Consider the following 22,582-nt stretch of genomic DNA (forward strand, 5'->3'; position numbering starts at 1 on the left):
TGCGCCCCGTATGTTTACAGGTATCATTCAAAGTACGGGAACCATCCTTTCTCTTGAAGAAAGAGGGGATGCGCTTACCATGAAATTATCTGCACCCGGCTTCTTTAAGGGTTGTAAATTGGGCGATAGTGTTGCTAACGATGGCGTGTGCCTTTCTATTGAGGCCTGCACCGATGACGAAGCTACTTTCTGCCTGATGCACCAGACGGTGGAAAACACCTCTTTTAAGCAAGCAGAACCGGGTAAGTTGGTGAATTTGGAAAAGGCTTGCCGCGCAGATTCCTTTATGGGTGGCCATTTTGTCATGGGACATGTGGATACTTCCGTGAAGGTTATTGCTGTTGCCAATCGCGAAACTGGCGTTGAAGTGGACTTGGAACTTCCCAAGGACCTACGCCGCTATGTGATTCGCCGCGGTTCCGTTTCCTTGAACGGCATTAGCCTTACGGTGGCCGAAAAGTTTGAGGATTCCATCCGCGTTTGCATTATTCCAGAAACTCTTGCCCGCACCAATTTGCGTAACTGGGTTCCCGGTACTATCGTGAATGTAGAAGTAGATATGCTTGGCAAATATATCGAGAATTATTTGAAGGAGCGTGACCTTGCTTAATACCATCGAAGAAGCCCTTGAAGACTTCAAGGCTGGTAAATTCCTTATCGTCGTGGATGACGAAGATCGTGAAAACGAAGGCGATTTTGTAATTGCCGCCGAAAAGATTACACCGGAAAAGGTGAATTTCATGCTCCACGAAGGTCGCGGCGTTCTTTGCTGCCCGCTGCCTATCAAACGCTGCCACGAGTTGAATCTCACTCGTCAGACTGCAGAAAATACTTCTATTCTGGGCACTCCGTTCACCATCATGGTGGATAAGATTGAAGGTTGCTCCACTGGCGTTTCTGCCCATGACCGTGCAGCAACCATTCTGGCCTTGTCTGATCCAGCTTCCAAGCCCAGCGACTTTGGTCGTCCTGGCCATATTTCTCCGCTGTACGCCCAGGAAGAGGGTGTTCTTCGTCGCGCTGGCCACACCGAAGCTGCCGTGGACCTGGCTCGTATGGCTGGACTTCGCCCTGCCGCCGCCCTCATTGAAATCATGAACGAAGACGGCACTATGGCCCGCATGCCTCAGCTGCAGGAAGTGGCCAAGAAGTTCGACATCAAGATCATTTCTATTCATGACTTGATCGCCTACCGTCTCAAGAACGAAAAGCTGGTGCAGCGTGTGGCTGCTCCCAACGTCCCCACCAAGTACGGCGAATTCAAGGCTTACGCCTACCGTAGCTCCACCGATGGCGTGGAACATGTGGCATGGGTGGCCGGCAATCCGGACTTTAGCAAGCCGGTTTATGTCCGCGTCCATAGCGAATGCCTGACTGGCGATATTTTCGGCAGCATGCGTTGCGACTGCGGCGAACAGCTGGAAGCCTCCATGAAGTTCATTGGTGAACATGGGGGAGTGCTCCTTTACCTCCGCGGCCAGGAAGGTCGTGGCATTGGTCTTTGCAACAAGCTTCGCGCTTACGAACTGCAGGAAAAGGGGCTGGATACGGTTGAAGCAAATATCAAGCTGGGCTTTAAATCTGACCTGCGCCAGTACGGTACCGGCGCGCAGATTCTGGCTGACCTGGGTGTAAAGCAGATGCGTCTCTTGACCAACAACCCCAGCAAGATCAATGGTATTTCCGCTTACGGTCTTGAAATCGTGGAACGCGTTCCTATCGAAATCAAGCCCAACAACATTAACCGTTTCTATCTGCGTACCAAGAAAGAAAAGATGGGCCACGACCTGAAGTTGGACGAGGCTTAAGGAAGAGTTATGAACGAACTGAAGAATTCTCTCAATGGAAATGGCCTGAAGGTGGCAATCGCCGTGGCCCGCTTTAACGAAATCGTCACTGACAAGCTGCTGGAAGGCGCTCTCCGTCAGTTGCAGATCCTTGGCGTAGACGAAAAGGATATCACCGTGGCTCACGTTCCGGGCGCATTCGAACTGCCGGGTATCTGCCGTCGCATGGTGGACTCCAACAAGTTTGACGCTGTGATGGCTCTGGGTGCCGTGATCCGCGGCGAGACCGGTCATTACGACGTGGTGGTGAACAATTCTACCAGCGGCATCGCAAGTATCGCCGCCGAAGGTAAGGTTCCCATGATTCTCGGCATCCTGACCACCGACACCGTGGATCAGGCTATGAACCGCGCAGGCCTCAAGGCAGGTAACTTGGGTTGCAGCTGGGCTTCTACCGCCGTAGAGATGGCAAACCTCTATAAGCAGATTTAATTAATAGAAACGTTAACTGAGACTTATAAAAAACGAGAAAGTTTTATGGCACAAGTAAGTTTTAGACCCGCCCGCGTATTTGCAATGCAGTTGCTGTACGCCATGGAAATTACAGGACAGACTGTCGGTCAGGCTCTGCCCGGCGTTATCGCCGCACTGCCCGACCAGGACACCAAGCCTTTCCCGGACGAACAGAAAAAGTACGGCATGAAGCTGGTGGACCTGATCCAGCAGCACAAGACTGAACTGGAAGAATCTTTGAAGGAAAGTGCAATTCACTGGGAACTGGACCGCATTGCTCGCATCGACCGCATTGTCCTGTTCATTGCCATGGTGGAACTGTCCTACATTCCGGAAGTTCCCATGAAGGTGGCTATTTCTGAAGCTGTCCAGATTGCTGCAAAGTACAGCACCGATTCTTCTGATGCTTTCGTGAACGGTATCCTCACCGGTTTCATGGAAAAGAAGGGCATTGTCATTCCCCCCTCTAAGGAGTCCAAGTAATGTTTAACGACAAAAAGAACAAGCATATTTTTGCCGGCATTGCAAGTTTTATTGCGCTGATTATTTATTGCCTGACCATGGCTCCCACGGTGTCCTTTTGGGACTGTGGTGAATTCGTAGCCTGTGCAAATACCTTGGGTATTCCTCATCCTCCTGGAACTCCCTTCTTCGTATTCTTTGCTCGTGCTGTGATCGTGCTGCTTCCCTTCGTGGAAGAAATCGCAAAGCGCGTGAACTATATCTCTGTGTTTAGTTCCGCTGCTACGGTCTACGTGACCGCTTTGTTCGCCTGGGAACTCCTGGCTATCGTTCTTGATTCCGCAAAGGAAAAGGGCGAAGGCCTTGTGGAACGTCTCGCCGACAAGATTAACGGCAAGACCCGCACCATCGTTCTTGGTACTGCCGCTCTCGTTGCTGGCTTCCTCCTGACTTTCTCCGATACCTTCTGGTTCAATGCTGTGGAAGCCGAAGTTTACGGCATTGCAATGCTGATCCTCATGCTGGTGTCCTACCTGGGCCTGGTGTGGTATAAGCATCGCGACGAAGATTCCAGCGATCGCATCCTGATCTTTATCTGCTACATCGCCTTCCTGGGTGTTGGCGCTCATTTGTATACAATGCTTACCGTTCCCGCAGTCTTCGTGCTGCTTCTGGTGGCTCAGCCCAAGAAGATTCTGGAACGCCTCCCGGTCTGGGTTACGGGTACTCTCCTGTGCTCCGTGATCTACATGGTGTCTGCCTTTATCGAAATCTCCCTGGTCTGCTTGGTTGCTCTTGCAATTCTTACCTTGGCAAAGCCTTTCAGTAAGAACGTGAACAAGGCGGTTCGTCTTTCCCTGGCATTTACCTTCTTTGCTCTGATTGGCTATAGCACTCATCTTTATATTCCTATCCGCTCTGAGTTGAATCCTGTAATTGATGAAAACAATCCGGAAATCAACATCCGTGACGATCAGGGCAATTTGCAGCTGGGTAACCTGTTCAAGGCTGAAAACTGGGATTCCTTCAATGCGTTCATTGAACGTAAGCAGTATGGTTCCGAAAGCATGATCGATCGCGCTTTCTACCGCCGTGCAGCACTGTCTCACCAGTTCCTGTCTTTCCCCCACATGGGTTACGGTGGTTACCAGATGGCTCAGTACCTGCCCTACAAGGTGGGTGAAGTAAACTACGCTAATGGTGTCTATACCTTCGATCCGGGTGACAACCAGCCTCTGGAACGTCTGGGCTTCAAGTTCCCCACTCAGATGAGTATGATGGGTGACGATCAGTCCATGGGCACTCTGGCTCAGTTCCTGATCTTCCTGATCTTTAACGGCCTTCTCATTATGGTTTGCGTCTTCTGCTGGAAGCGTAACTCCAAGATGGGCATTTTCATGTCCACCCTTTACGCACTTTGCTCTCTGGGTCTGATTTTCTACATCAACTTCGCCGACGGTTCCCGTATGGACAAGAAGGCTGATGAAGCATACTGGAACAACACCATCGCTCGTTATAGCCAGAGCCTTGGCCTGAATGTTCCCGTTCCCAACGCAAATGACATTATCGATCTTCGCCAGAAGATTGAAGTGGCCAAGTATCGTATCCAGATGGCCGAATCCCGCGGTGAAAGCGGCAGCGCAAAGGTTGCCAGCCTGAAGCAGGAAGTGGAATCTCTGGAAAATACGACTGCATGGCAGAACTGGACCAAGATTGAACAGGGCTTTGCTCGTGCAGGTGCCCGCGCTCCGTTCCCGGAAACTGTCCATCTGGAAGTTCGTGAACGTGACTACTTCTACACTCCGGCATACATCTTCATGAGTATGATTTTCGGTGTGGGTGCAGGTATCCTGGTGTTCATGGTCGCAACTGGAACTATGGCAACTCTCGCATCTCCTGTTGCAGCCGCTCTGATTCTGGTTTCCTTCCTGGTTCCCTGCGTTTCCAACTACAAGGAACATGACCGTTCTGGCCTGTGGGTTCCTTGGGATTACGCTTACAACCTGTTGAACAGCTGCCGTCCCAACGCAATCCTCTTTACCAATGGCGATAACGATACCTTCCCCCTGTGGTTTGCTCAGGAAGTTGCTGGTATCCGTAAGGATGTTCGCGTGGTGAACCTGTCCTTGGGTAATACCGACTGGTACATCACCCAGATGCTGGAAAACGAACCGATTCTCAAGCTTTCCTACAATAAGGAATCTATCCTTACGGACATGGTTCTGGATAGCAAGACTGCAAGCAACCCCAACCATCAGGTTTCTGTCTGGGTGGGTCGTGCACAGCGTCTGTTGCCTCAACTGAAGTCTCGTATTGATGCCATGGAAGGCCAGCAGCTTTCCGCTGCAGATTCCGCCAAGCTGATGCAGTTTAAGGTTCATTACCAGGTATGGGATGCCTTTAACGAATGGGCTCAGCGTTCTCGTAGTTCCATGATGCTCACTCAGCATAAGCTGGTCATTGACCTTGCTCTCCAGAATATGGACAAGCCTATTGAAATCTCTACCACTGTGGGACAGAGCAACTTCATGGGTCTTGAAAAGTACATGGTTCAGGAAGGTATGGTTTACCATTTCATCAAGGGTGATCTGGAACCCAAGCGTAACGCATTTGATGCCGCCTACACTGCAAACCTGATTGACAACGTGTACAAGTATCGCGGCCTGGGTGATGGCACCGCCTTTATCAACGACGAAACTGAACGTCTGCTGTCCAGCTACATTTCCCTGTATCTGCAGCTTTCCTTCGACGCTCGCGAAAAGATTGACCGTCTCCGTAACGATCATCCCTTCACCGCTGACAAGAAGGCTCAGGTGGATAGCCTGGCACTTTCTGCCGGCAAGTACCTGGAACTGGGCATGAAGCAGTTCCCCAAGGAATGGCGTAACTACTGGGCAGCCTCCTATGTCTACCAGGCTGCTGGTATGAAGCAGAAGGCTGTTGAAATGGCTCAGCGCGGTCTGGAAAATGTTCCTGCATTTGAAGAAGGTGGCCGCAACCGTCTGAACATGGCTCTCCGTCAGTCCGAAGCTATGTCCGACGCTCCTCTCGCTGTTGAAGAACCGGCTCCGGAACCGGAAGCACCTGCAGTAGATTCTGCTGCCGCTGAAAGTGCCGTAGTCGCTGCAAAATAATTGAAAGTTGATATTGTTATGGATTTAAGTCTTGTTATCCCGGTTAAGGAAGAAAGCGAAAATCTTCCGGAACTGTTTAAGGAAATTGTGGCAGCTCTGGCCCCCACGGGTTATGAGTACGAAGTCATTATCGTTGACGATGGCAGCCGCGATAATACCTGGGAAGTGATTGAAAACCTTGCGAAGGAATATCCCTTCACTAAGGCTTATCGCTTCCAGTTCAACTGCGGTAAGGCCGCTGGTCTTGCACTTGGCTTCTCTAAGGCCAAGGGTAAGTATGTGGCAACTCTGGATGGCGACTTGCAGGATGATCCTCTGGAAATTCCCAAGATGATCAAGATCCTGGAAGATGGCTACGACCTGGTTTCCGGCTGGAAGATCCGTCGTCTGGATCCCTGGCACAAGACTTGGCCTTCCAAACTGTTCAACTTGACTGTTTCCGCCGTATGTGGCAAGCGTCTTCACGATTTTAACTGCGGTATTAAGGCTTACCGCTGTTCCGTGGTCCGCTTTATTGACCTGTACGGCGATTTCCATCGTTTTATTCCTGTGATGGCAAAGTGGCAGGGCTTCCGCATTACTGAAATGCCGGTGGCTCATCGTGCCCGCGTCCATGGCGTTTCTAAGTACGGAGTTTCCCGTCTGGTTTCGGGCTTCCTGGATTTGCTATCCCTCATGTTCCTGAAAAGTTTTGCAACAAAGCCGCTTCATTTCTTTGGTTTGCTGGGCTTGATTTGTATATTGATTGGGCTTGGCGTGACCGGATACTTTGCCTACGAATGGATTCAGCTGGGTGCACTCCATGTGCGTCCTCTGCTTCTTGCTGGTGGCTTTGCTCTGGTCATGGGCGTTCAGTTTATTTCCCTGGGTCTCCTGGGCGAAATGATGAACGGTAACCGAAAGAGAACTTACCCTGTTGCAGAATCCATTGAAGATTCTGCTGCAAAATGATTTGTGTTTTGGAGGATATATGGCGTACCCTAAGAGTTTGGTGATTATTCCTACCTACAATGAGAAGGAAAACATCCTTCTAATTATGGCGGAAATTTTGAAGCAGAATGAATGTCTGGAAATCCTGGTGGTGGACGATGGTTCTCCCGATGGTACTGGCGATATGGTCCAGGCAGAAACTGAAAAGAATCCTCGCATTCACCTCCTTCGCCGTAAGGGCAAGATGGGTCTTGGTTCTGCTTACGTCACTGGCTTTAAGTGGGCTCTGGAACGTGATTTCCAGCGCGTGTTCGAAATGGATGCCGATTTCAGCCATAATCCCGCTGACTTGACTCGATTCCTGGATGCCGCCGAAAATGGTGCAGACCTGGTGCTGGGTAGCCGCTATCTTGACAATAAGATTAGCGTGGTAAACTGGGACCTGAAGCGTCTGATCCTGAGCTACGGTGCAAACGTCTATACTCGCATTGTGACTGGCCTTCCCATTAGCGATGCTACGGGTGGCTTCAAGTGCTATAGCCGTGCCGCCCTCCAGGCACTGAACCTGGACAAGATGAAAAGCGATGGCTATTGCTTCCAGATTGAAACCACCTTCAAGGTCCGCAAGAAGGGCCTGACGGTAAAGGAAATCCCCATTGTCTTTACGGACCGCACCCGCGGTACCTCCAAGATGAGCGGGGGTATTATTTCTGAAGCGTTCTTCCTGGTTCTCAAGCTCCGTCTGGGCCTGGCATAATTTTTAGGTTTTCGTAATGGCTGTTGATTATTCCTGTTCCGTTATTATTGTCGCTTATAACTCTAGCGATTTTATTCCTGCATGTCTTAAGTCCGTCCGCGATGCAAGCGAGGATGTTGATGTTGAAGTCATTGTTCTGGATAACGGATCTCCGGAACCTATTACAGCTGAAATCAAGGCTTTCTTCCCCGAAGTCAAGTGGGTGGATTCCAAGGAAAACCTGGGCTTTGGCAAGGGCTGCAATCTTGCTGTAAAGTCTGCGACCAAGCCTTACTTGTTCTTTATCAATCCCGATACCATTGTTTCCAGGGATTCCTTCCGCAAGATGTTGGAATTTGTCCAGGAACATCCGGAAACTGGCTTGGCAGGCTCTCGAATCCTGAACGAGGATGGTTCCCTGCAGTTGGCTTGCCGTCGTTCTTTCCCCACGACCTTCTCCGCCATCTCCAAGACTATTGGTCTTGCGGCACTATTCCCCAAGAGCAAGCTGTTCGCCTCCTATAACATGACCTACGCTGATCCGGACGAAGTGACGGAAGTGGATGCCATCAGTGGTTCCTTCTTCTGCGTACGCAGCGATCTGTACAGGGAATTGAAGGGCTTTGACGAAGATTTCTTCATGTATGGTGAAGACCTGGATCTTTGCTTTAGGGCAAAGGCTACCGGCCATAAGAACTATTACACTCCTGTAACCAACATTCTGCATTTTAAGGGCCAGAGTTGTAAGACCCGTCGCTGGAAATCCTACGTGGATTTCTACCAGGCCATGTTGATCTTTGTGAGAAAACACAAGGACCTGTATTTTGTACCCTCTCTGTTGGTTTCGTTAGGTATTCTTTTTGCGGCATTCGTGGGCATGTTCTCCCGCCTGATTCCCAAGTTCTGGAAGATTATTCTCGATGTAATCCTCATTTTTGGTGTATCCCTGATTGCGTGTTGCGTTGAAAATGATCCTTACGACGGTTTCGTTAATACTGATGTTGTGTTCCTGAGCGTCCTAGTGGTAAATATTCTCTATTTGGCCTTACGTGGTGAATATAGTACTGCATCATTGAATGGTGAAAAGTTTATATGTCACCTAGTGCCGATAAATTTTTTGGCCGTTGCAGGTTCCCTTGCCTATATTGTTTTTCTTAGTAATCGAGGTTGCGTTTGTTCTATCCTGGATTCAAATGAACTGTATTGTTATTTGATCCTTGTTTTGGGTATTCCCTTGGCTCTCAAGGCCTGGCGCCGCGTGGCATTTTGGATAAACTATTTTTATCGAATCTTTGCCAAAAAACGTCATCGTTCCATCCTGCTGGGTGGTTCCGAAGATTCTCTGGACAACTGGTTTGACCGCTACAATGTGATTCCCGGTATCGAAATCCTGGGCTGCGTCACCAATAATCCGGAAACAATTTCTGAAGGGAACCGTCAGCATCTCCTGGGTACCCTGGACCAGATGGAATCCGTCTGCAACCGCACCGGCTGCCGTGAACTTTTGGTAGTATCCAATGCTTCTGGCTATCGTGAGCCTTTCAGTATTGAATACCTGGAAAAGCTGGGTTTAAGGGTGTTTTTGCTGGTGGGAAACGGCAAAGACGGCAATTTTGCCCTAGTAAACCTGAAATATCTCCATTAACGTAAGTTTTTGTCCTAAAATAAGTTATCTTTTTGCCTATAGTGATTTATCATTAAAAGGCAATATGATCGACTCTAAGTTTTTGGATATTCTGTGCTGCCCCGAGACCAGGGGTGCCCTTAAGCCTGCAAACAATGAACTGCTGGCTACCTTGAACAGCGCAATTGAAGCTGGTACTTTGAAGAATGTAGCCGGCGAAAAGATTACAGAAAAGTTGACTGAAGTCCTGGTTTCCGAGGATGGTTCCAGGGCTTATATTGTCCGTGAGGATATTCCGGTTCTTTTGGCTGACGAAGCTATTATGCTCTAGAAGGAGTAAATATGACGGTAACGTTGGAATCTCTTAAAAAGTCCGTTGGCAGAAAGAGCGCCAAGTCCGAGATTTTTGCTTGGCTTGCCGATCTGGAACGCGCCGCCGGTAACTTGGACGGAGCCCTCCAGAGGGTGGATAACGGCCTTGCGCTGTACCCCAATGATGTGGCAGCCATGATCGTCCGTGCCAAGATTCTTTTCCAGCAGGAAAAGTACGAGGAATGTGTCCAGCAGTGTGAAACAATCCTGGTGAAGGATACTTTCAGCCTGGCCGGCCAGAAAATTATGGGTGATGCCTACGACAAGTTGGGCAATATTCCCGAACGTAACCTTTGTTACCGTCGTTACCACGACATGGACCCCCTGAATACCTTCTGGAAGGATGAGTACGATGTGGTGGAAACTGCTGCCGTTGCTGCTGCTGTGGCTGCGGATATGACCATGTCCGATGCTGATTTCAGCATGCCCGAGGAAGAAGGCGGCCTGTTTACATCTAGCGAACAGGAATCTGGGAACTTCTTGGGTGGCGACGATTCTACCTTCGAAAAGTCCTTTGAAGATACCTTCGGTTCTGAATCTAGTGAAGAGTCTTCTGAAGATGACGGCGGCCTGTTTGAAAAGTCCTCAAGTTCTGTTGGACTTTCTCTGGATGATGATCAGTCTGCTGAATCCGCAAGTCCTTTCAGCAAGGGTTTTGATGAACCTGAGGAAGAAGAATCTCTTGAAGCTCCTCTCAGTGGTGGCTTTGGTGGATCCTTGAATGACTCTCTGGGTGGCGTCTTTGATACTCCTGCTCAGGAAGAGTCTACCGATGACGATCCGTTTGCCGCTCTTGCCGCAATGCTTCCCAATAGCGATGCAGCCGAAGATTCCATGATGGAAGACCTGACTGCATCTCTGGATCAGACCATGGCTACCATCTCTGCAGAAGATACTGCGGACAAGCCTTTGGAAGAATTCCCGGCGGATGATAATATTTCTGGCAATGACGTGAATTCCGCTATGGCCAGTTTCTTTGGTCTGGATGATGATCTGGAAGCTGAGGAAACCTCTACAGCTGGTTCAAGTGCTTTGGATGAAACTCCTGTGGATGAAAGTGCATCTGCTAATGCCTCCATGGTGTTTGGTTCTTCTAGCGAAGACCAACCTATGAGCGTGGACAATGCATTCAGTTCTATCTTCGGTGATGACGAACTGCCTGAGGAAAAACCCCAGAGTGCTCCTGTTGCAGAAGATAGTTCTGAACTTCCTGCAGTAGAAAGTCTGGATGTTCCTGCTGAAGAACGCTTGGATGTTCCCGCTGAAGAAAGCTTGGACGTTCCCGCTGAAGATAAGCCGTTGAGTGTGGACAATGCTTTTGACTCTATCTTTGGCGAAGATGAACTTCCCGAAGAAAAACCTGTAGAAGCTGCTGCAGAAAGTCTGGAGCTTCCTGCTGAAGAATCTCTTGAACTTCCCGCAGAAGAACCTGCCCTTGGCGACTGGAGCCCCGCTCCTGCTGCTGCAGAAGAACCTGCACTTGAAGTTGTTGAAGAAACTCCCGCGCTTGAAGTTGCGGAAGAAAAGCCTGCAGACGATGGCGCTCTGAGTGTTGATGGAGCCTTCAGCTCTATCTTCGGTGATGACGATGATCTTCCGGAGGAAAAGCCCGCAGAAGAACCTGCACTTGGTGACTGGAGCCCCGCTCCTGCAGCTGCAGAAGAACCTGCACTTGAAGTCGTTGAAGAATCTCCGGCTCCTGAAGTTGCAGAAGAAAAGCCTGCAGATGATGGCGCCCTGAGTGTTGATGGTGCCTTCAGCTCTATCTTCGGTGATGACGATGATCTCCCGGAGGAAAAGCCTGTAGAAGCAGCTCCCGCTGAAGAATCTCTTGAACTTCCTGCAGAAGAACCTGCCCTTGGCGACTGGAGCCCCGCTCCTGCTGCTGCAGAAGAACCTGCCCTTGAAGTCGTTGAAGAATCTCCTGCTCCTGAAGTTGCAGAAGAAAAGCCTGCAGATGATGGCGCCCTGAGTGTTGATGGAGCCTTCAACTCTATCTTCGGTGATGACGATGATCTCCCTGAAGAAAAGCCTGTAGAAGCAGCTCCTGCAGAAGAATCTCTTGAACTTCCTGCCGAAGAACCTTCTATGGTGGAAGAAGTGGAAACTCCGACAGCTCCCGCGATCACTTCCGCAATGGATTTCGTTCTGGATGATGAACCTGCCGCACCGGCCGAAGAACCTGCTCCTGCATCTGAAGCTAGCTTTACCGTAGATAGCGCCTTCAGTTCCATCTTTGGCGATGACGATGACCTGCCGGAAGAAAAACCTGCTGAACCTGTTGTAGAAACTGCTCCTGAAGAAACTGCAACTCTGGCAGAACAGGTGGATCAGGCTGAAGCAGAATTGGAATTGCCCTCTGTCCAGAAGGAAGATGCTTCTGACTTGGCTCAGGAAATGGGTGGCGCATTCGCCTCCATGTTTGGCGATCAGGATGATCTTGATCTCCCGGCCTTGGATGGTGAAGACAAACTAACGTTCGGCGCTGAAGATGATCAGCAGGCCACTGGCGCCGCATTTGAAGAAGCTTCTGAAAGCAAGCTGGAATCCGATCTGGACAAGTCCTTTAGCAACTTGTTCGGCGATGACGACGACTTGTCCATGCCTTCTGAAAACGGGGCTGAAGCTCCTGCTGTTGAATCCGCACAGGATACTCCTGCAATGCAGAATCTGGATTCTCTGGAATCCGAAGTTTCTGGCGCATTCAAGGGCTTATTTGAAATGGACGACGATTCCTTGACTCTGGATCAGGATAAGCCTTCCAATAGCGGTGTGGATTTCCTCATGTCTGGTGATTCCGATGACGAAGTTTCCGCCGGTCTTATCAATAATCCGGATGCCCCGCTGAATCGTGGCGCTCAGGAAATTGACGAAAGCTTGAATACCAAAACTCTGGCTGAAATTTATTTCGATCAGGGCCTCTATGGTAAGGCTTTGGATATCTATAAGGATTTGGCTCAAAAGGAACCTGAAAATCAGGAAATTGCCAACCGTATGGCCGAAGTTGAAAAACTCTACAAGGAAAAGTTTGGAGGTAATGGGTAATGGCTGATCAGCCGCAACAGCAGCAGAGGACTCTCCGCATTGAGCAGCTCCTTCGTGAAATGGTAAACCACAAGGCATCTGACTTGCACATCCGTGTGGGCGTTCCTCCGGTTTATCGTATTAACGGTTCTCTGCAGAAACTTTTTGATATTCGTGTGGACGGTATGATGATGGATTCCTTCCTGGATGATATCATGAACCGCGAACAGAAACAGCGTTTTGAAGCCAATAAGGAATGTGACTTTGCCGTGGGCGCCCGCGATATGGGACGTTTCCGTGTGAATGTGTTCCGTCAGCGTGGTACGATCGCTATTGTGATCCGTCATATTAAGGCTAAGATTCCTCCCTTCGAAGAATTGCACCTGCCTGAAGTCATCCGCGAATTGGCTCTGACCAAGCGTGGCTTGATTCTCGTGACAGGTACGACGGGCTCCGGTAAGTCCACCACACTTGCTTCCATGCTGGATTACATTAACCAGACGGAAACGGTGAACATCATTACCGTTGAAGACCCGATCGAATATCTTTACAAGGATAACAAGGCTATTATCTCCCAGCGTGAAATTGGGGTGGATACCTTGTCTTATGCAAACGCTCTGCGTGCCGCTTTGCGTCAGGACCCTGACGTGTTGCTGGTGGGCGAAATCCGTGACCTTGAAACCATGCAGATCGCTATGACCGCTGCTGATACGGGCCACATGGTGTTTGCAACTATCCATACGACCAACGCAACTGAAACCATTCACCGTGTGCTTTCCATGTACCCGCCTCACCAGCATGACGAAATTCGTCTGTTGTTGGGTGAAGTTCTGGCTGGCATTATTTCTCTGCGCTTGCTGCCCACTAAGGATGGCAACGGACGAGTTCCTGCTGCAGAAATTCTGGTGAACTCTGGTGCAATTCGTGAATACATCCAGGATAAGACCAAGAATGACCTGATTGAACAGGCCATCGCTGAAGGCCATATGCAGTATCATAGTCAGACCTTTGACCAGGCTCTGCTTGAACTGTACGGAAGTGAACAGATTTCTCTGGAAACGGCAATGTCTGCTGCTACCAATCCGGATGACTTCGATCTTAAGATTCGCGGTATCTCTGGTACTTCTGAACGCGGCTGGATGTAATTCTCTGCGATATACGAATATGGAAAAGGCGCTCCGTAAGGAGCGCCTTTCTGTATGTATTTTTAGAACTGGCTTAGAAAACCTGCTGGGTTATCTTACGCGGGAGTTCCACTTCTTTTTAAAGCGGGGCTCATCCAGAACTTTCGCCCATACGAAACCGCGACGGATTTCGGCCTTGTTAAAGCTGCGGGCATGTCTACTGTGTTCTGCCGTGGGGCAGGGGGCTCCGATGGATTCGGATCCGTCGTTTATCTGACCGGCCTGTTCGCGAAGCTGACGGGCGCGTTCTTCCAGTTCTGCCAATTCCTTCTGGTGTTGGAGTTCTGCATCACGACGGGCCTGGAGGGCGGATTCCTGTGCACTGGCGGCCTGGCGCTCCTCTTCATCACGTTGTTCGCGCTTGAATAGGTTGTCCAGTTCCACCTTGTCGTGTACCAGAAGGTCGCAGTAGCCTTCGCCCATGTCGCGGCCAACAATGCGGTGGGCCTGCAGTTCTGTGAGAACTTGCTGGGCGGTACTTTCGGAGAACCCGAAGGCCTGCTGCAAGTACTCCACACAGACTTCTTCCCACTGGATGACGGATTCGGCAATTTCCCTGAAGGTAATGCGGTTGGGGTTTGCCGGCGTGACTACCGGCAAATCGACTTCCTCATCCTCTTCATTGTAGCTTTCGTCCTCATTGTCATCGTAGTTTTCGCTGTATTCATCCACAGGAGGAACTGGCGGCTCTACGTTCCCTTGGGCTGCCTGACGTTGGGCTTCTTCAAATTGACGAATCAAATCTTGCAGGTTGCCTTGGCGCCTGGGCTGGCTTGATGCGTCGGAAGAAGTCTCCCGTCGGGTGTCCCGAGGGGGTTCGGACTTTTTCTTCTGAGATTCAATCACCTTCTTGACGATCACGGGAAGAACGTAGATGGCGATTAGAATTAATAAACCTTCCATGGGCTAATCTCTAATTACTTAGCCTCGGGAGCGGAACCGATTTCCTTGCGCATCTGAGTATCGGCTTCGATGTTCTTCATGTTGTAGTAGTCCATAACGCCAAGCTTGCCGTCGCGAAGGGCGGTTGCCATAGCCATAGGAATCTGGGCTTCTGCTTCCACCAGCTTTGCCTTCATTTCCATGACCTTAGCCTTCATTTCCTGTTCGGCGGCGAATGCCATGGCACGGCGTTCTTCTGCCTTGGCCTGAGCAATCTTCTTATCGGCTTCTGCGCGGTCGGTTTCCAGGATTGCACCGATGTTCTGGCCCACGTCTACGTCGGCGATATCGATGGAGAGAATTTCGAATGCGGTACCTGCGTCCAGACCGGAAGCCAACACCTTCTTGGAAATCATGTTGGGGTTTTCAAGAACTTCCTTATGGCTCTGTGCGGAACCGATGGAAGACACGATGCCTTCGCCAACGCGGGCAATCACAGTTTCTTCGCCTGCGCCACCCACCAACTTCTGGATGGATGCGCGAACGGTAATACGGGTCACGGCGTGGAGCTGAATACCGTCCAGAGCCACTGCGGAAACCTTGGGGGTAGTAATGACCTTGGGGTTCACGGACATCTGCACTGCTTCCAGAACGTTACGGCCTGCCAGGTCGATGGCGGCTGCTTCCTTGAAGTCCAGCTTGATGTTTGCCTTGTTTGCGGCGATAAGAGCCTGGATCACGCGGAGCACGTTACCACGGGAAAGGTAATGGGCTTCAAGCAGGTTGGTATCCACCGGGAGACCCGCCTTGCAGCTAAGAATACGAGCTTCCACAATCACCTGGGGAGGAACCTTACGAAGGCGCATACCGATGAGCTGGAAAATGCTCACGTTTGCCTTGGAGAACAATGCCTGAAGCCAGAGGCTAAAGAACTTGCCTACGAAGGCGAGCAGAATGATGACAACGATAGCGGCAATAATAATGCCTACGGTTACGAGAGTATCCATATGTGATCCTTTATGTTAAAAATGCTTTTAGCTGTTATTTGCAGAAACGAAAATGTGACCTTCCTGAACGGCGTCCACCTTGATGGACTGGCCTGCTTCAATGATTTCCCCGCGGGTATGTACGTCCAGTAATTTGGTTGTACCATCGGCAGTTGTAAAAGCTGCTTGGCCCACCGGGCGAAGGAATGTCTTAGCCACGCCAATGGTTCCTACTGCAATCTCCTGGATTGATTCCGTGGGGGAGGCTGCGGTTTCAAGGTCGGTCTTTAGCATAGGAGTCCAGCCTTCGGGCAGAAGGGGAATCAAGTACTTGCTAGCCGCAATGGGGAATACAAGGGCGATGGCCGCGCACACAAGCATGTAGAATAAACCGAACAGCCAGGGAAGTGCGTCAAATGTTTCTTCGGCGGCCTCCGGAACGTATTCAGGGATATTGCCGGGGTCGTAGCTGGTAGCAAGAGCTATAATCATGCAGATGATACCACCGATACCAAAGAGGAATGTACCAGGCATCACGAAAATTTCCACCAGGAAGAGAATGACGCCTGCAATCAGGAGGATTGCGGGAAGCATGCCGTCCAGCTGGGGTGCGAACTGACCTAGGAATACAACACCAATAAGGATGATACCTGCAATGCCAAAGAAGCCAAAACCAGGAGTCTTGAACTCGATGTAGAGGGCGCCGAAGCCGAGAATCAGCAGGAGTCCGCTGATGGCTGCAATGGCGTTAGCAATGTCTTCGCCCATGGTTGTTTCCACTTCGCTTTTCTTCTCAATGGATAGGGCTGTTTCAAATTCGTCGCGACCGGGGAAAGTTCCTTGGGAGAATCCTAATTCTTGAGCTTCCTTATCGGTCATGGTCAAAAGTTCGCCTTCCTTCACCAGAATTTTGGGTGAACCCCAGAACTTCTTGTCGGCTTCGCTCATGACGGCGTATTTGGGAGATTCAATGACCATGGTGGTGTCGCGGGCGGTTTTCTTGCCTGCATCCAACTTAGTCTTCAATTCCAGAACTTCAAGTTCCGGAGTTACGAAAGCTGTGGTCAGCAATTCGGGATAGCCGTTTTTCTGAGCCAGGTTGCGGAACTTGGCGCGGAGGGGAGACTGAACCTTTTCTCCGATAATCTGGGGGGCGCCACCAGCACTTTGAAGGATAGGGGCGCAGTCGCCGATGGTGGTTGATTCCATCATATAAAGTTTGTTGCAGGCCAGAGCAATGAGGCTACCTGCGCTAATGGCTTTCTTCTTCACGAAGGCAATGGTTTGGGGACCGCGAACGGCCATGATGGTATCCACGATGTCGAAGGCTGCGTCCAGGCGACCGCCAAAAGTATTGATTTCGAAAATGATGTAGTCCGGTTTTTGTTCCAGGGCTTCACCGATGGCGCGGGCGCAGAACTCGTACATGGCCGGTTCCACGTCACCTTCCAGCTTGATCCAAACAGCGTGCTTTTTCGCAGCAGCCTTGGCGGTGGAATCTGTGGCTACAGGGCCGGGGAGGCTGGAGTCGGTTGCAGCAATTGCTGCCTCGACAATATGTTTGTCATTCCGAGCCGTAGTCGAGGAATCTTGACTAGCGGTATTTGCAAAGGCGAATGCAGCAAATACAGCCAAAAAACAAAGAATTTTAGTTACAAACTTCATACTACCAATGTATAAAGTTTTCGTGTCACAGGAGTGCCAAAATATGGGATTTCTTATGAAAAATCCATTTCAATAAATAAAGGCCGCGCCATTGATGGTGCGACCTTTGAATGTTTAAGGGTTTGTTTTTTACAATCCTGCTAGAACCTGCATCAACCTCTTTTTGGCGGGGCCATCGTTTAGGGGCAGGAACAGTTCCTTGGCGAAGGATTTCATGAGCATCTTTTGGGCAGTGGCGGTGGGAATGCCGCGGCTGGTCAGATAGAACATCTGGTCGTTATCCAGTTCGCCGCAGGTGTTGCCGTGGGTGCATTCCACGTCGTCGTGATAAATCTTCAGGACGGGCTTTACGGAAACGCTGGATTCGTCGCCCAGCAGGATGGTGTTTACCAGCTGGCTGGAGTTCACCTGGCTGCAGTGATCGCCAACGATAACGCTGCCGTCATAGCTTACGTAGGAACTTTCGTCCAGCAGGTTGCGGGCGAACTGAGAGCTGACAGTGTTGGGGGCGTTATGACGGATGGTCAAGCGCTGATGCTTGCTGGCGGAACCTTTCAATATGGACAAACTGCGGTAATCGAAGTTGGCGCCTTCGCCGTTCAGATCCACATCAATGCTGATGCGGCCAATGCCAGCGTCCTGCAGGATGTTGGAAAAATGAACGATTGAGTTGGCGGCCTGCCTGATCACAAAGTGACGGAACTGCAGGGGCAATTCGTTGGCGGGATTTGCAAAGAAAATTTCCAGCTCGGCGCCTTCTTCAACGGTGATGTCGAAACGTTCGGCGGCAATTTCGTGCTGAACCTTGTTGTCCAGAATTTCAAGGGAAATCTTGGCGTTCTTGCCGATGGTGAAAATGCTGTGGCCGAAATCGTCGCGGCTCTTGATGAGACCCATTTCGGTTTCGCCTTCCGCAAAATCCTTCTTCATAGCGGGAGCCGCTTTTGCAATGGGCAAAAGGGCGGCGATATCCGTCTCGTTTTCAAAAATACTTGCGGAACCTTCCTGCGTATTCAGAATATTGGGAATCTTATAGACCGGGAAGAAACTCCACAGCTCGTTATTGCGCTTGGGCATGCCAAGGGCATTGATGCGAGCCTGGGCGGCCTGTGCTAATTCAGTATTGGTATAGCTCATTCGTCGCCTCAGTTACTTTTCTTCGATCCAGTCGTAGCCCTGTTCTTCCAGCTTCAAGGCCAGTTCCGGACCGCCGCTCAAAATGATCTTGCCGTGGCGCAGCACATGAACGTAGGTGGGCTTGATGTAGTCCAGCAAACGCTGGTAGTGGGTCACGAGAATCACGGCCTTTTCGGGGCTCATGATGTGGTTGATGCCGTTTGCAACGATGCGCAGAGCGTCAATGTCCAGGCCGGAGTCGGTTTCGTCCAGGAAGGAAACCTTTGGGTCCAGAATTGCCATCTGGAGAATTTCGTTACGCTTCTTTTCGCCGCCGGAGTAGCCCTCGTTGACGCCGCGGTCGCGGTAACGGTTGTCCATTTCCAGAAGTTCCATCTTTTCTTCGCAGAGCTTCTTGAAGTCTTCGGCGCTCATTTCCGGGAGACCCAGGAAGTTACGCTTGGAGTTCAGTGCCATCTGCAAAAATTCCACGTTGTTTACGCCCGGAATTTCGGTGGGGTACTGGGTGCTGATGAACAGGCCGGAGTTGGCGCGTTCGCAGATTTCCATGTCAAGCAGATTCTTGCCGTCCAGTTCCACAACGCCATCGTTCACGGTGTAGGCGGGGTGGCCTGCGATCACCTTGGAAAGGGTGCTCTTGCCGGAACCGTTGGGACCCATGATGGCGTGGACTTCGCCGGGCTTTACTTCCAGGTTGATACCCTTCAAAATCTGGGTTCCGTCTTCGATACTTGCTTTAAGGTTCTTGATGCTTAACATGTTTTCCTCGTTTATAAACTTTTCTTTTGTGTCCGCCGGTCTCAAGGTTCTGTGATCCTAGAATCCCATATCGTCGTCGTTGTTGAATTCGTCTGCGCCGTAGGAATAATCTTCCTCTTCGGGAGGTTCTTCCATGGCCTCGGGCGGCATATCGGGTGGAGGACCGAAGTCCGGCTGATCAAATTCCTGGGGAGGCGTTTCCATCTGGTTGGGTTCCGTTTGGTAAGACTCAGACTGGTACGTTTCCTGCGGGGCGCTCTGCATTTCGGGCAGGGCTGCCTGGAACTGGATCAGCTGGGCCTTGCTTCGCACGACCTGATCTGCAAAGGCGTCAATCTGGATTTTCTCCGCGTTCAGCAGGTTGTTAATGGTCTGCATTCCCTGGGTGAACTTGGTCATCTTCATGCGGGTGTTCACACGTTCCATGGTATCCAGGGGGAGTTCCTTTTTCTGGCGGTCGCAAAGCTTTGTGGAAAGCACCGTCAGAGTCTGGTAGAACTCGTAGATTTCCTGAGGGGGCTTCCATAGCTCGTCGGGCAGACCTTCAATGAAGCTCTGCATTTCCTTAGATACGCTTTCGTAAAGAACCTGCGGGTTGTGACTTCCTGTTTCGGCGTACAACGCCACGATGGTGTTGACGAATTCGTCTACCAGGGGGGATTCGAACATCTGGATGCCGCTGGCGGCCCAGTCCATGTCGAAGTATTCCAGCGCACGTTCCATCAGGGACGGATTGCGCAACAGCAAATTGGCGAATCGAATTTCAATAGGCGGGATGGCGTGCCACTGGATGGCCGCTTCCTGCACTTGGGGTGCCGCAGCCTGCTGAGGGCGCTTGTCCTGCTTGAGGGGGCGGACTTGGGACAGGGAACGGTCCGTATTGAATCGTTCGGAGATGAGCTTCAAGTATTGATTTTGAAGCTCACGATCGGCAATGCTCTTGACTAGGGACTTTGCGTAACTGACAAAGCCCGCTCTTTCTTCGGGACTGCGCAGGTCCTTGCGGCTAGCCAGATAGTTCAGCCAGTCATCTGCGGTTGTAAGTGCCCTTCTAAAGGCGTCTGGACCCTGTTCGTTCACGAAGTTATCAGGGTCGATCTTTGTTCCGTCGGGTCTAGACAGCGCGAAAACTCGGGGCGCAATTCCCTTGGGCAACACAATCTCGAGGCTGCGCATGGTTGCCTTTTGTCCGGCGGCGTCTCCGTCAAAAACTAGATAGGCGGTCTTGGCATAGCGGGCAAGAATGCTGGCGTGAGTTTCCGTCAGGGCGGTTCCGGAGGCGGCTACCACGTTGGTAACCCCACCTTGATAGAGGCTAATCATATCGAAGTAGCCTTCCACGATGATGACCGCATTTTCTTTCGCAATGCTCTGGCGGCTGTGATGAAGTCCAAACAGAATGTCGCTCTTGTGATAGAGGGCGGATTCCGGACTGTTCATGTACTTTGCCGGCTTAAAATTGGGGTCCTTGTTCTCGCTCAGGTCGCGACCACCGAAGGCTACGATCATGCCGGAAATGTTCTGGATGGCAATCATCAGGCGGTCGCGGAACTTGTCGGAGATGCCTCCATGTTCCTTCTCTACAGCAAGGCCTGCCTTCACGCAGTCCGCCGGAGAAAAACCGTTCTTGACGGCGTAACCAATAAAGCCTTCTCTTCCATCGGGGGCGTAACCGATGTGGAACTTCTGGCGGGTTTCCGCTGTAATGTGGCGGCTATTCAGATAGGCCATCGCCTTTTCGCTCATGGTGAGCTGCTGCTCGAACCACTGGCAGGCCAGTTCATTTAGCTTTCGGACCTGTTCACGTTCCTCGATGGCTTCCGCATTTTCGGGGGCGCCAAGCTGAGGCAGCGTAAAGTGAGAAAAGTTTGCTACCCATTCCACGGCTCCCTTAAAGTCCATCTTTTCGTGCTCTTGCACAAACTTGAAAACGTCACCGGCGGCTCCGCAGGCAAAACACTTGTAGATACCTAGGGACGGGTTTACGTTCATGGAGGGGGAGCGGTCGTCGTGGAAAGGACATACTCCAAGATAGCGCCCATTTCCGGAGCGCTTCAACGGCAAAAAACTCTCAATGACGGCTGCAATGTCCGTCTGAGATTTTAACTGCTGAATGATTTCATTGGAGTAAAAAGCCACGGGGCTCAAGATAGCAAAATGCGTTGCTTCCTTGGCTTTAGGCTCTGACAAGACGGCTGATAATCTGGTCTACATCCGTAAAGGCGCACACCGGCAGGCTAATGGCCATCTGGGTTGCCTTCTTTGCGTTGGGGGAGGGGGCTTGCTGTAAACCCCTGAAACAGGGCTGGTTCTGAAGGGTTTCCGGGTAGTGAATGCAGAACGGCACATCGGCCTGCTTCAACAGGGCTATAAAGGCTTCGCGGTTCTGGGCCAGCAAGGTGTACTGGGCATAGGTACTGAAATTCCTAGAATCCAGAGCTTGAGGGGTGACCTGCAGGTCCGATCCTCTAGTATTATTCCATACATCCAGGAAGAAACGGTCGTACTTTCGGGCGTTTTCTTCACGGATTTTCAGTTCGGCATCCAGATGGGAGAGCTTGACGCGGAGGATTCCTGCCTGCAACGCGTCCAGACGGCTGTTCATGCCTAGAATCTGGTGGTCGTAATGTCCGGGACTGCCGTGGTTAGCGATCATCCGGATTTTTTCTTCTAGTTGGTAATCGCTTACAAAGAGCGCTCCGCCATCCCCGTAACAGCCCAAGGGTTTGGTAGGGTAGAAGCTGGTAATGGAAATGTCCCCGAAGGTACATGCCTTCTGGATTTGCCCAGCGACCACTCGGGTGGCGCCAAATGCCTGGGCGGCATCCTCTATAATCCAGAGACTGTGTTTTTGGGCAATTTCCCGCAGTTTTTCGAAGGGGGCACACTGCCCGAACAGGTCTACTGCAATGATCCCTCGGGTCTTTTCACTTACAAGACCTTGAACGCTGGCGGGGTCAATTTGCAGAGTTTTTAGGTCAATATCGGCAAATTTGGGGATTCCGCCTAGAAATGCCACGCTTTCCGCCGGGGCGATGAAGGTGAAGTCCGGCACAATGACTTCGTCACCGGGGCGTAAATCCAGGGTCATAAGGGCGATAGTCAGGGCGTCGGTACCGCTTCCGCAGGTAATTGCGGACCGGCCGGTGTAGTCCGACAGCTCTTTTTCTAGATTTTTCACCTGAGGACCGCCGATGAAGCAGCCGCTATCCAGCACTTCTTTCTCGACTTTTTCGAGTTCTTGCCTATAGGCATCTCGTTGTCCAACAAGATTTACGAAGGGAATCATGGCCCAAAAGTTAGAAATTTTTTGGTACCCCTTGAAATCTTTCAAATATTTACTAACTTTGAGCCAACATTTTTAAGTAGGTTTTCACCCGGAGATAA

General features: G+C 50.9%; 18 protein-coding genes. 11 read left to right on the forward strand and 7 right to left on the reverse strand.

Going from position 1 to position 22,582, the window contains the following annotated elements; translation table 11 throughout:
• Positions 1–10 precede the first annotated feature (10 nt).
• The 11 genes from BUB59_RS12385 to BUB59_RS12435 all read left to right on the forward strand — a co-directional run bounded on the left by BUB59_RS12385 (position 11) and on the right by BUB59_RS12435 (position 13,727).
• A complete protein-coding gene (locus tag BUB59_RS12385) occupies positions 11–610 on the forward strand; it encodes a riboflavin synthase (RefSeq protein ID WP_073230488.1) in 600 nt (199 codons plus the stop codon).
• Positions 597–1,808, forward strand: a complete 1,212-nt coding sequence (locus BUB59_RS12390; RefSeq protein WP_073230415.1) for a bifunctional 3,4-dihydroxy-2-butanone-4-phosphate synthase/GTP cyclohydrolase II — start codon at positions 597–599, stop codon at positions 1,806–1,808. The genes BUB59_RS12385 and BUB59_RS12390 overlap by 14 nt, the downstream gene beginning before the upstream one ends.
• A gap of 9 nt (positions 1,809–1,817) precedes the next feature.
• Positions 1,818–2,279, forward strand: a complete 462-nt coding sequence (gene ribH, locus BUB59_RS12395) for a 6,7-dimethyl-8-ribityllumazine synthase (RefSeq protein WP_073230417.1) — start codon at positions 1,818–1,820, stop codon at positions 2,277–2,279.
• A gap of 45 nt (positions 2,280–2,324) precedes the next feature.
• Positions 2,325–2,783, forward strand: a complete 459-nt coding sequence (nusB, locus tag BUB59_RS12400; protein ID WP_073230420.1) for a transcription antitermination factor NusB — start codon at positions 2,325–2,327, stop codon at positions 2,781–2,783.
• The gene (locus BUB59_RS12405) at positions 2,783–5,896 is read left to right on the forward strand and encodes a glycosyltransferase family 117 protein (protein ID WP_073230423.1); all 3,114 of its coding nucleotides are present in this window, start codon (positions 2,783–2,785) and stop codon (positions 5,894–5,896) included. The genes nusB and BUB59_RS12405 overlap by 1 nt, the downstream gene beginning before the upstream one ends.
• 18 nt (positions 5,897–5,914) lie before the next feature.
• Positions 5,915–6,847 (forward strand): glycosyltransferase family 2 protein, encoded by a 933-nt coding sequence (locus BUB59_RS12410; protein ID WP_073230491.1) that lies wholly within the window; start codon positions 5,915–5,917, stop codon positions 6,845–6,847.
• Positions 6,848–6,866: 19 nt separating this feature from the next.
• Positions 6,867–7,583 (forward strand): polyprenol monophosphomannose synthase, encoded by a 717-nt coding sequence (locus BUB59_RS12415; protein WP_073230426.1) that lies wholly within the window; start codon positions 6,867–6,869, stop codon positions 7,581–7,583.
• Positions 7,584–7,599: 16 nt separating this feature from the next.
• Positions 7,600–9,207 (forward strand): glycosyltransferase family 2 protein, encoded by a 1,608-nt coding sequence (locus tag BUB59_RS12420; protein WP_073230428.1) that lies wholly within the window; start codon positions 7,600–7,602, stop codon positions 9,205–9,207.
• A 64-nt stretch (positions 9,208–9,271) separates the two neighbouring features.
• Positions 9,272–9,517: a Trm112 family protein gene (locus BUB59_RS12425; RefSeq protein ID WP_083540326.1), complete on the forward strand. Its 246-nt coding sequence runs from the start codon at positions 9,272–9,274 to the stop codon at positions 9,515–9,517.
• Positions 9,518–9,528: 11 nt separating this feature from the next.
• Complete coding sequence (locus BUB59_RS12430) at positions 9,529–12,603, forward strand: hypothetical protein (RefSeq protein ID WP_073230431.1); 3,075 nt, start codon at positions 9,529–9,531, stop codon at positions 12,601–12,603.
• Positions 12,603–13,727 carry a type IV pilus twitching motility protein PilT gene (locus BUB59_RS12435; RefSeq protein WP_073230434.1) on the forward strand — a complete coding sequence of 375 codons (1,125 nt, stop codon included), beginning with the start codon at positions 12,603–12,605 and terminating at the stop codon, positions 13,725–13,727. Before BUB59_RS12430 ends, BUB59_RS12435 begins: the two co-directional genes overlap by 1 nt.
• Positions 13,728–13,817: 90 nt before the next feature.
• Here the strand turns inward: BUB59_RS12435 and BUB59_RS12440 are convergent, their stop codons facing one another.
• From BUB59_RS12440 to BUB59_RS12470, 7 genes are all read right to left on the reverse strand, one after another.
• The gene (locus BUB59_RS12440) at positions 13,818–14,669 is read right to left on the reverse strand and encodes a hypothetical protein (RefSeq protein ID WP_073230437.1); all 852 of its coding nucleotides are present in this window, start codon (positions 14,667–14,669) and stop codon (positions 13,818–13,820) included.
• Between the two features lie 14 nt (positions 14,670–14,683).
• Positions 14,684–15,655 (reverse strand): flotillin-like protein FloA, encoded by a 972-nt coding sequence (gene floA, locus BUB59_RS12445; RefSeq protein ID WP_073230439.1) that lies wholly within the window; start codon positions 15,653–15,655, stop codon positions 14,684–14,686.
• A gap of 27 nt (positions 15,656–15,682) precedes the next feature.
• Positions 15,683–17,299, reverse strand: coding sequence for an NfeD family protein (locus tag BUB59_RS12450; RefSeq protein ID WP_073230441.1), 1,617 nt, complete (start codon positions 17,297–17,299; stop codon positions 15,683–15,685).
• Between the two features lie 129 nt (positions 17,300–17,428).
• Entirely contained in the window at positions 17,429–18,436 is a 1,008-nt protein-coding gene (locus BUB59_RS12455; RefSeq protein WP_073230443.1) for a SufB/SufD family protein, read from the reverse strand.
• Positions 18,437–18,448: 12 nt separating this feature from the next.
• Positions 18,449–19,195 (reverse strand): Fe-S cluster assembly ATPase SufC, encoded by a 747-nt coding sequence (sufC, locus tag BUB59_RS12460; protein ID WP_073230445.1) that lies wholly within the window; start codon positions 19,193–19,195, stop codon positions 18,449–18,451.
• 57 nt (positions 19,196–19,252) lie between these two features.
• The gene (dnaG, locus tag BUB59_RS12465) at positions 19,253–21,334 is read right to left on the reverse strand and encodes a DNA primase (protein ID WP_073230496.1); all 2,082 of its coding nucleotides are present in this window, start codon (positions 21,332–21,334) and stop codon (positions 19,253–19,255) included.
• Positions 21,335–21,371: 37 nt separating this feature from the next.
• A complete protein-coding gene (locus BUB59_RS12470; RefSeq protein ID WP_073230447.1) occupies positions 21,372–22,484 on the reverse strand; it encodes a DegT/DnrJ/EryC1/StrS family aminotransferase in 1,113 nt (370 codons plus the stop codon).
• Positions 22,485–22,582: the final 98 nt, after the last annotated feature.

The organism is Fibrobacter sp. UWEL (assembly GCF_900142535.1).
Classification (GTDB): Bacteria; Fibrobacterota; Fibrobacteria; order Fibrobacterales; family Fibrobacteraceae; genus Fibrobacter.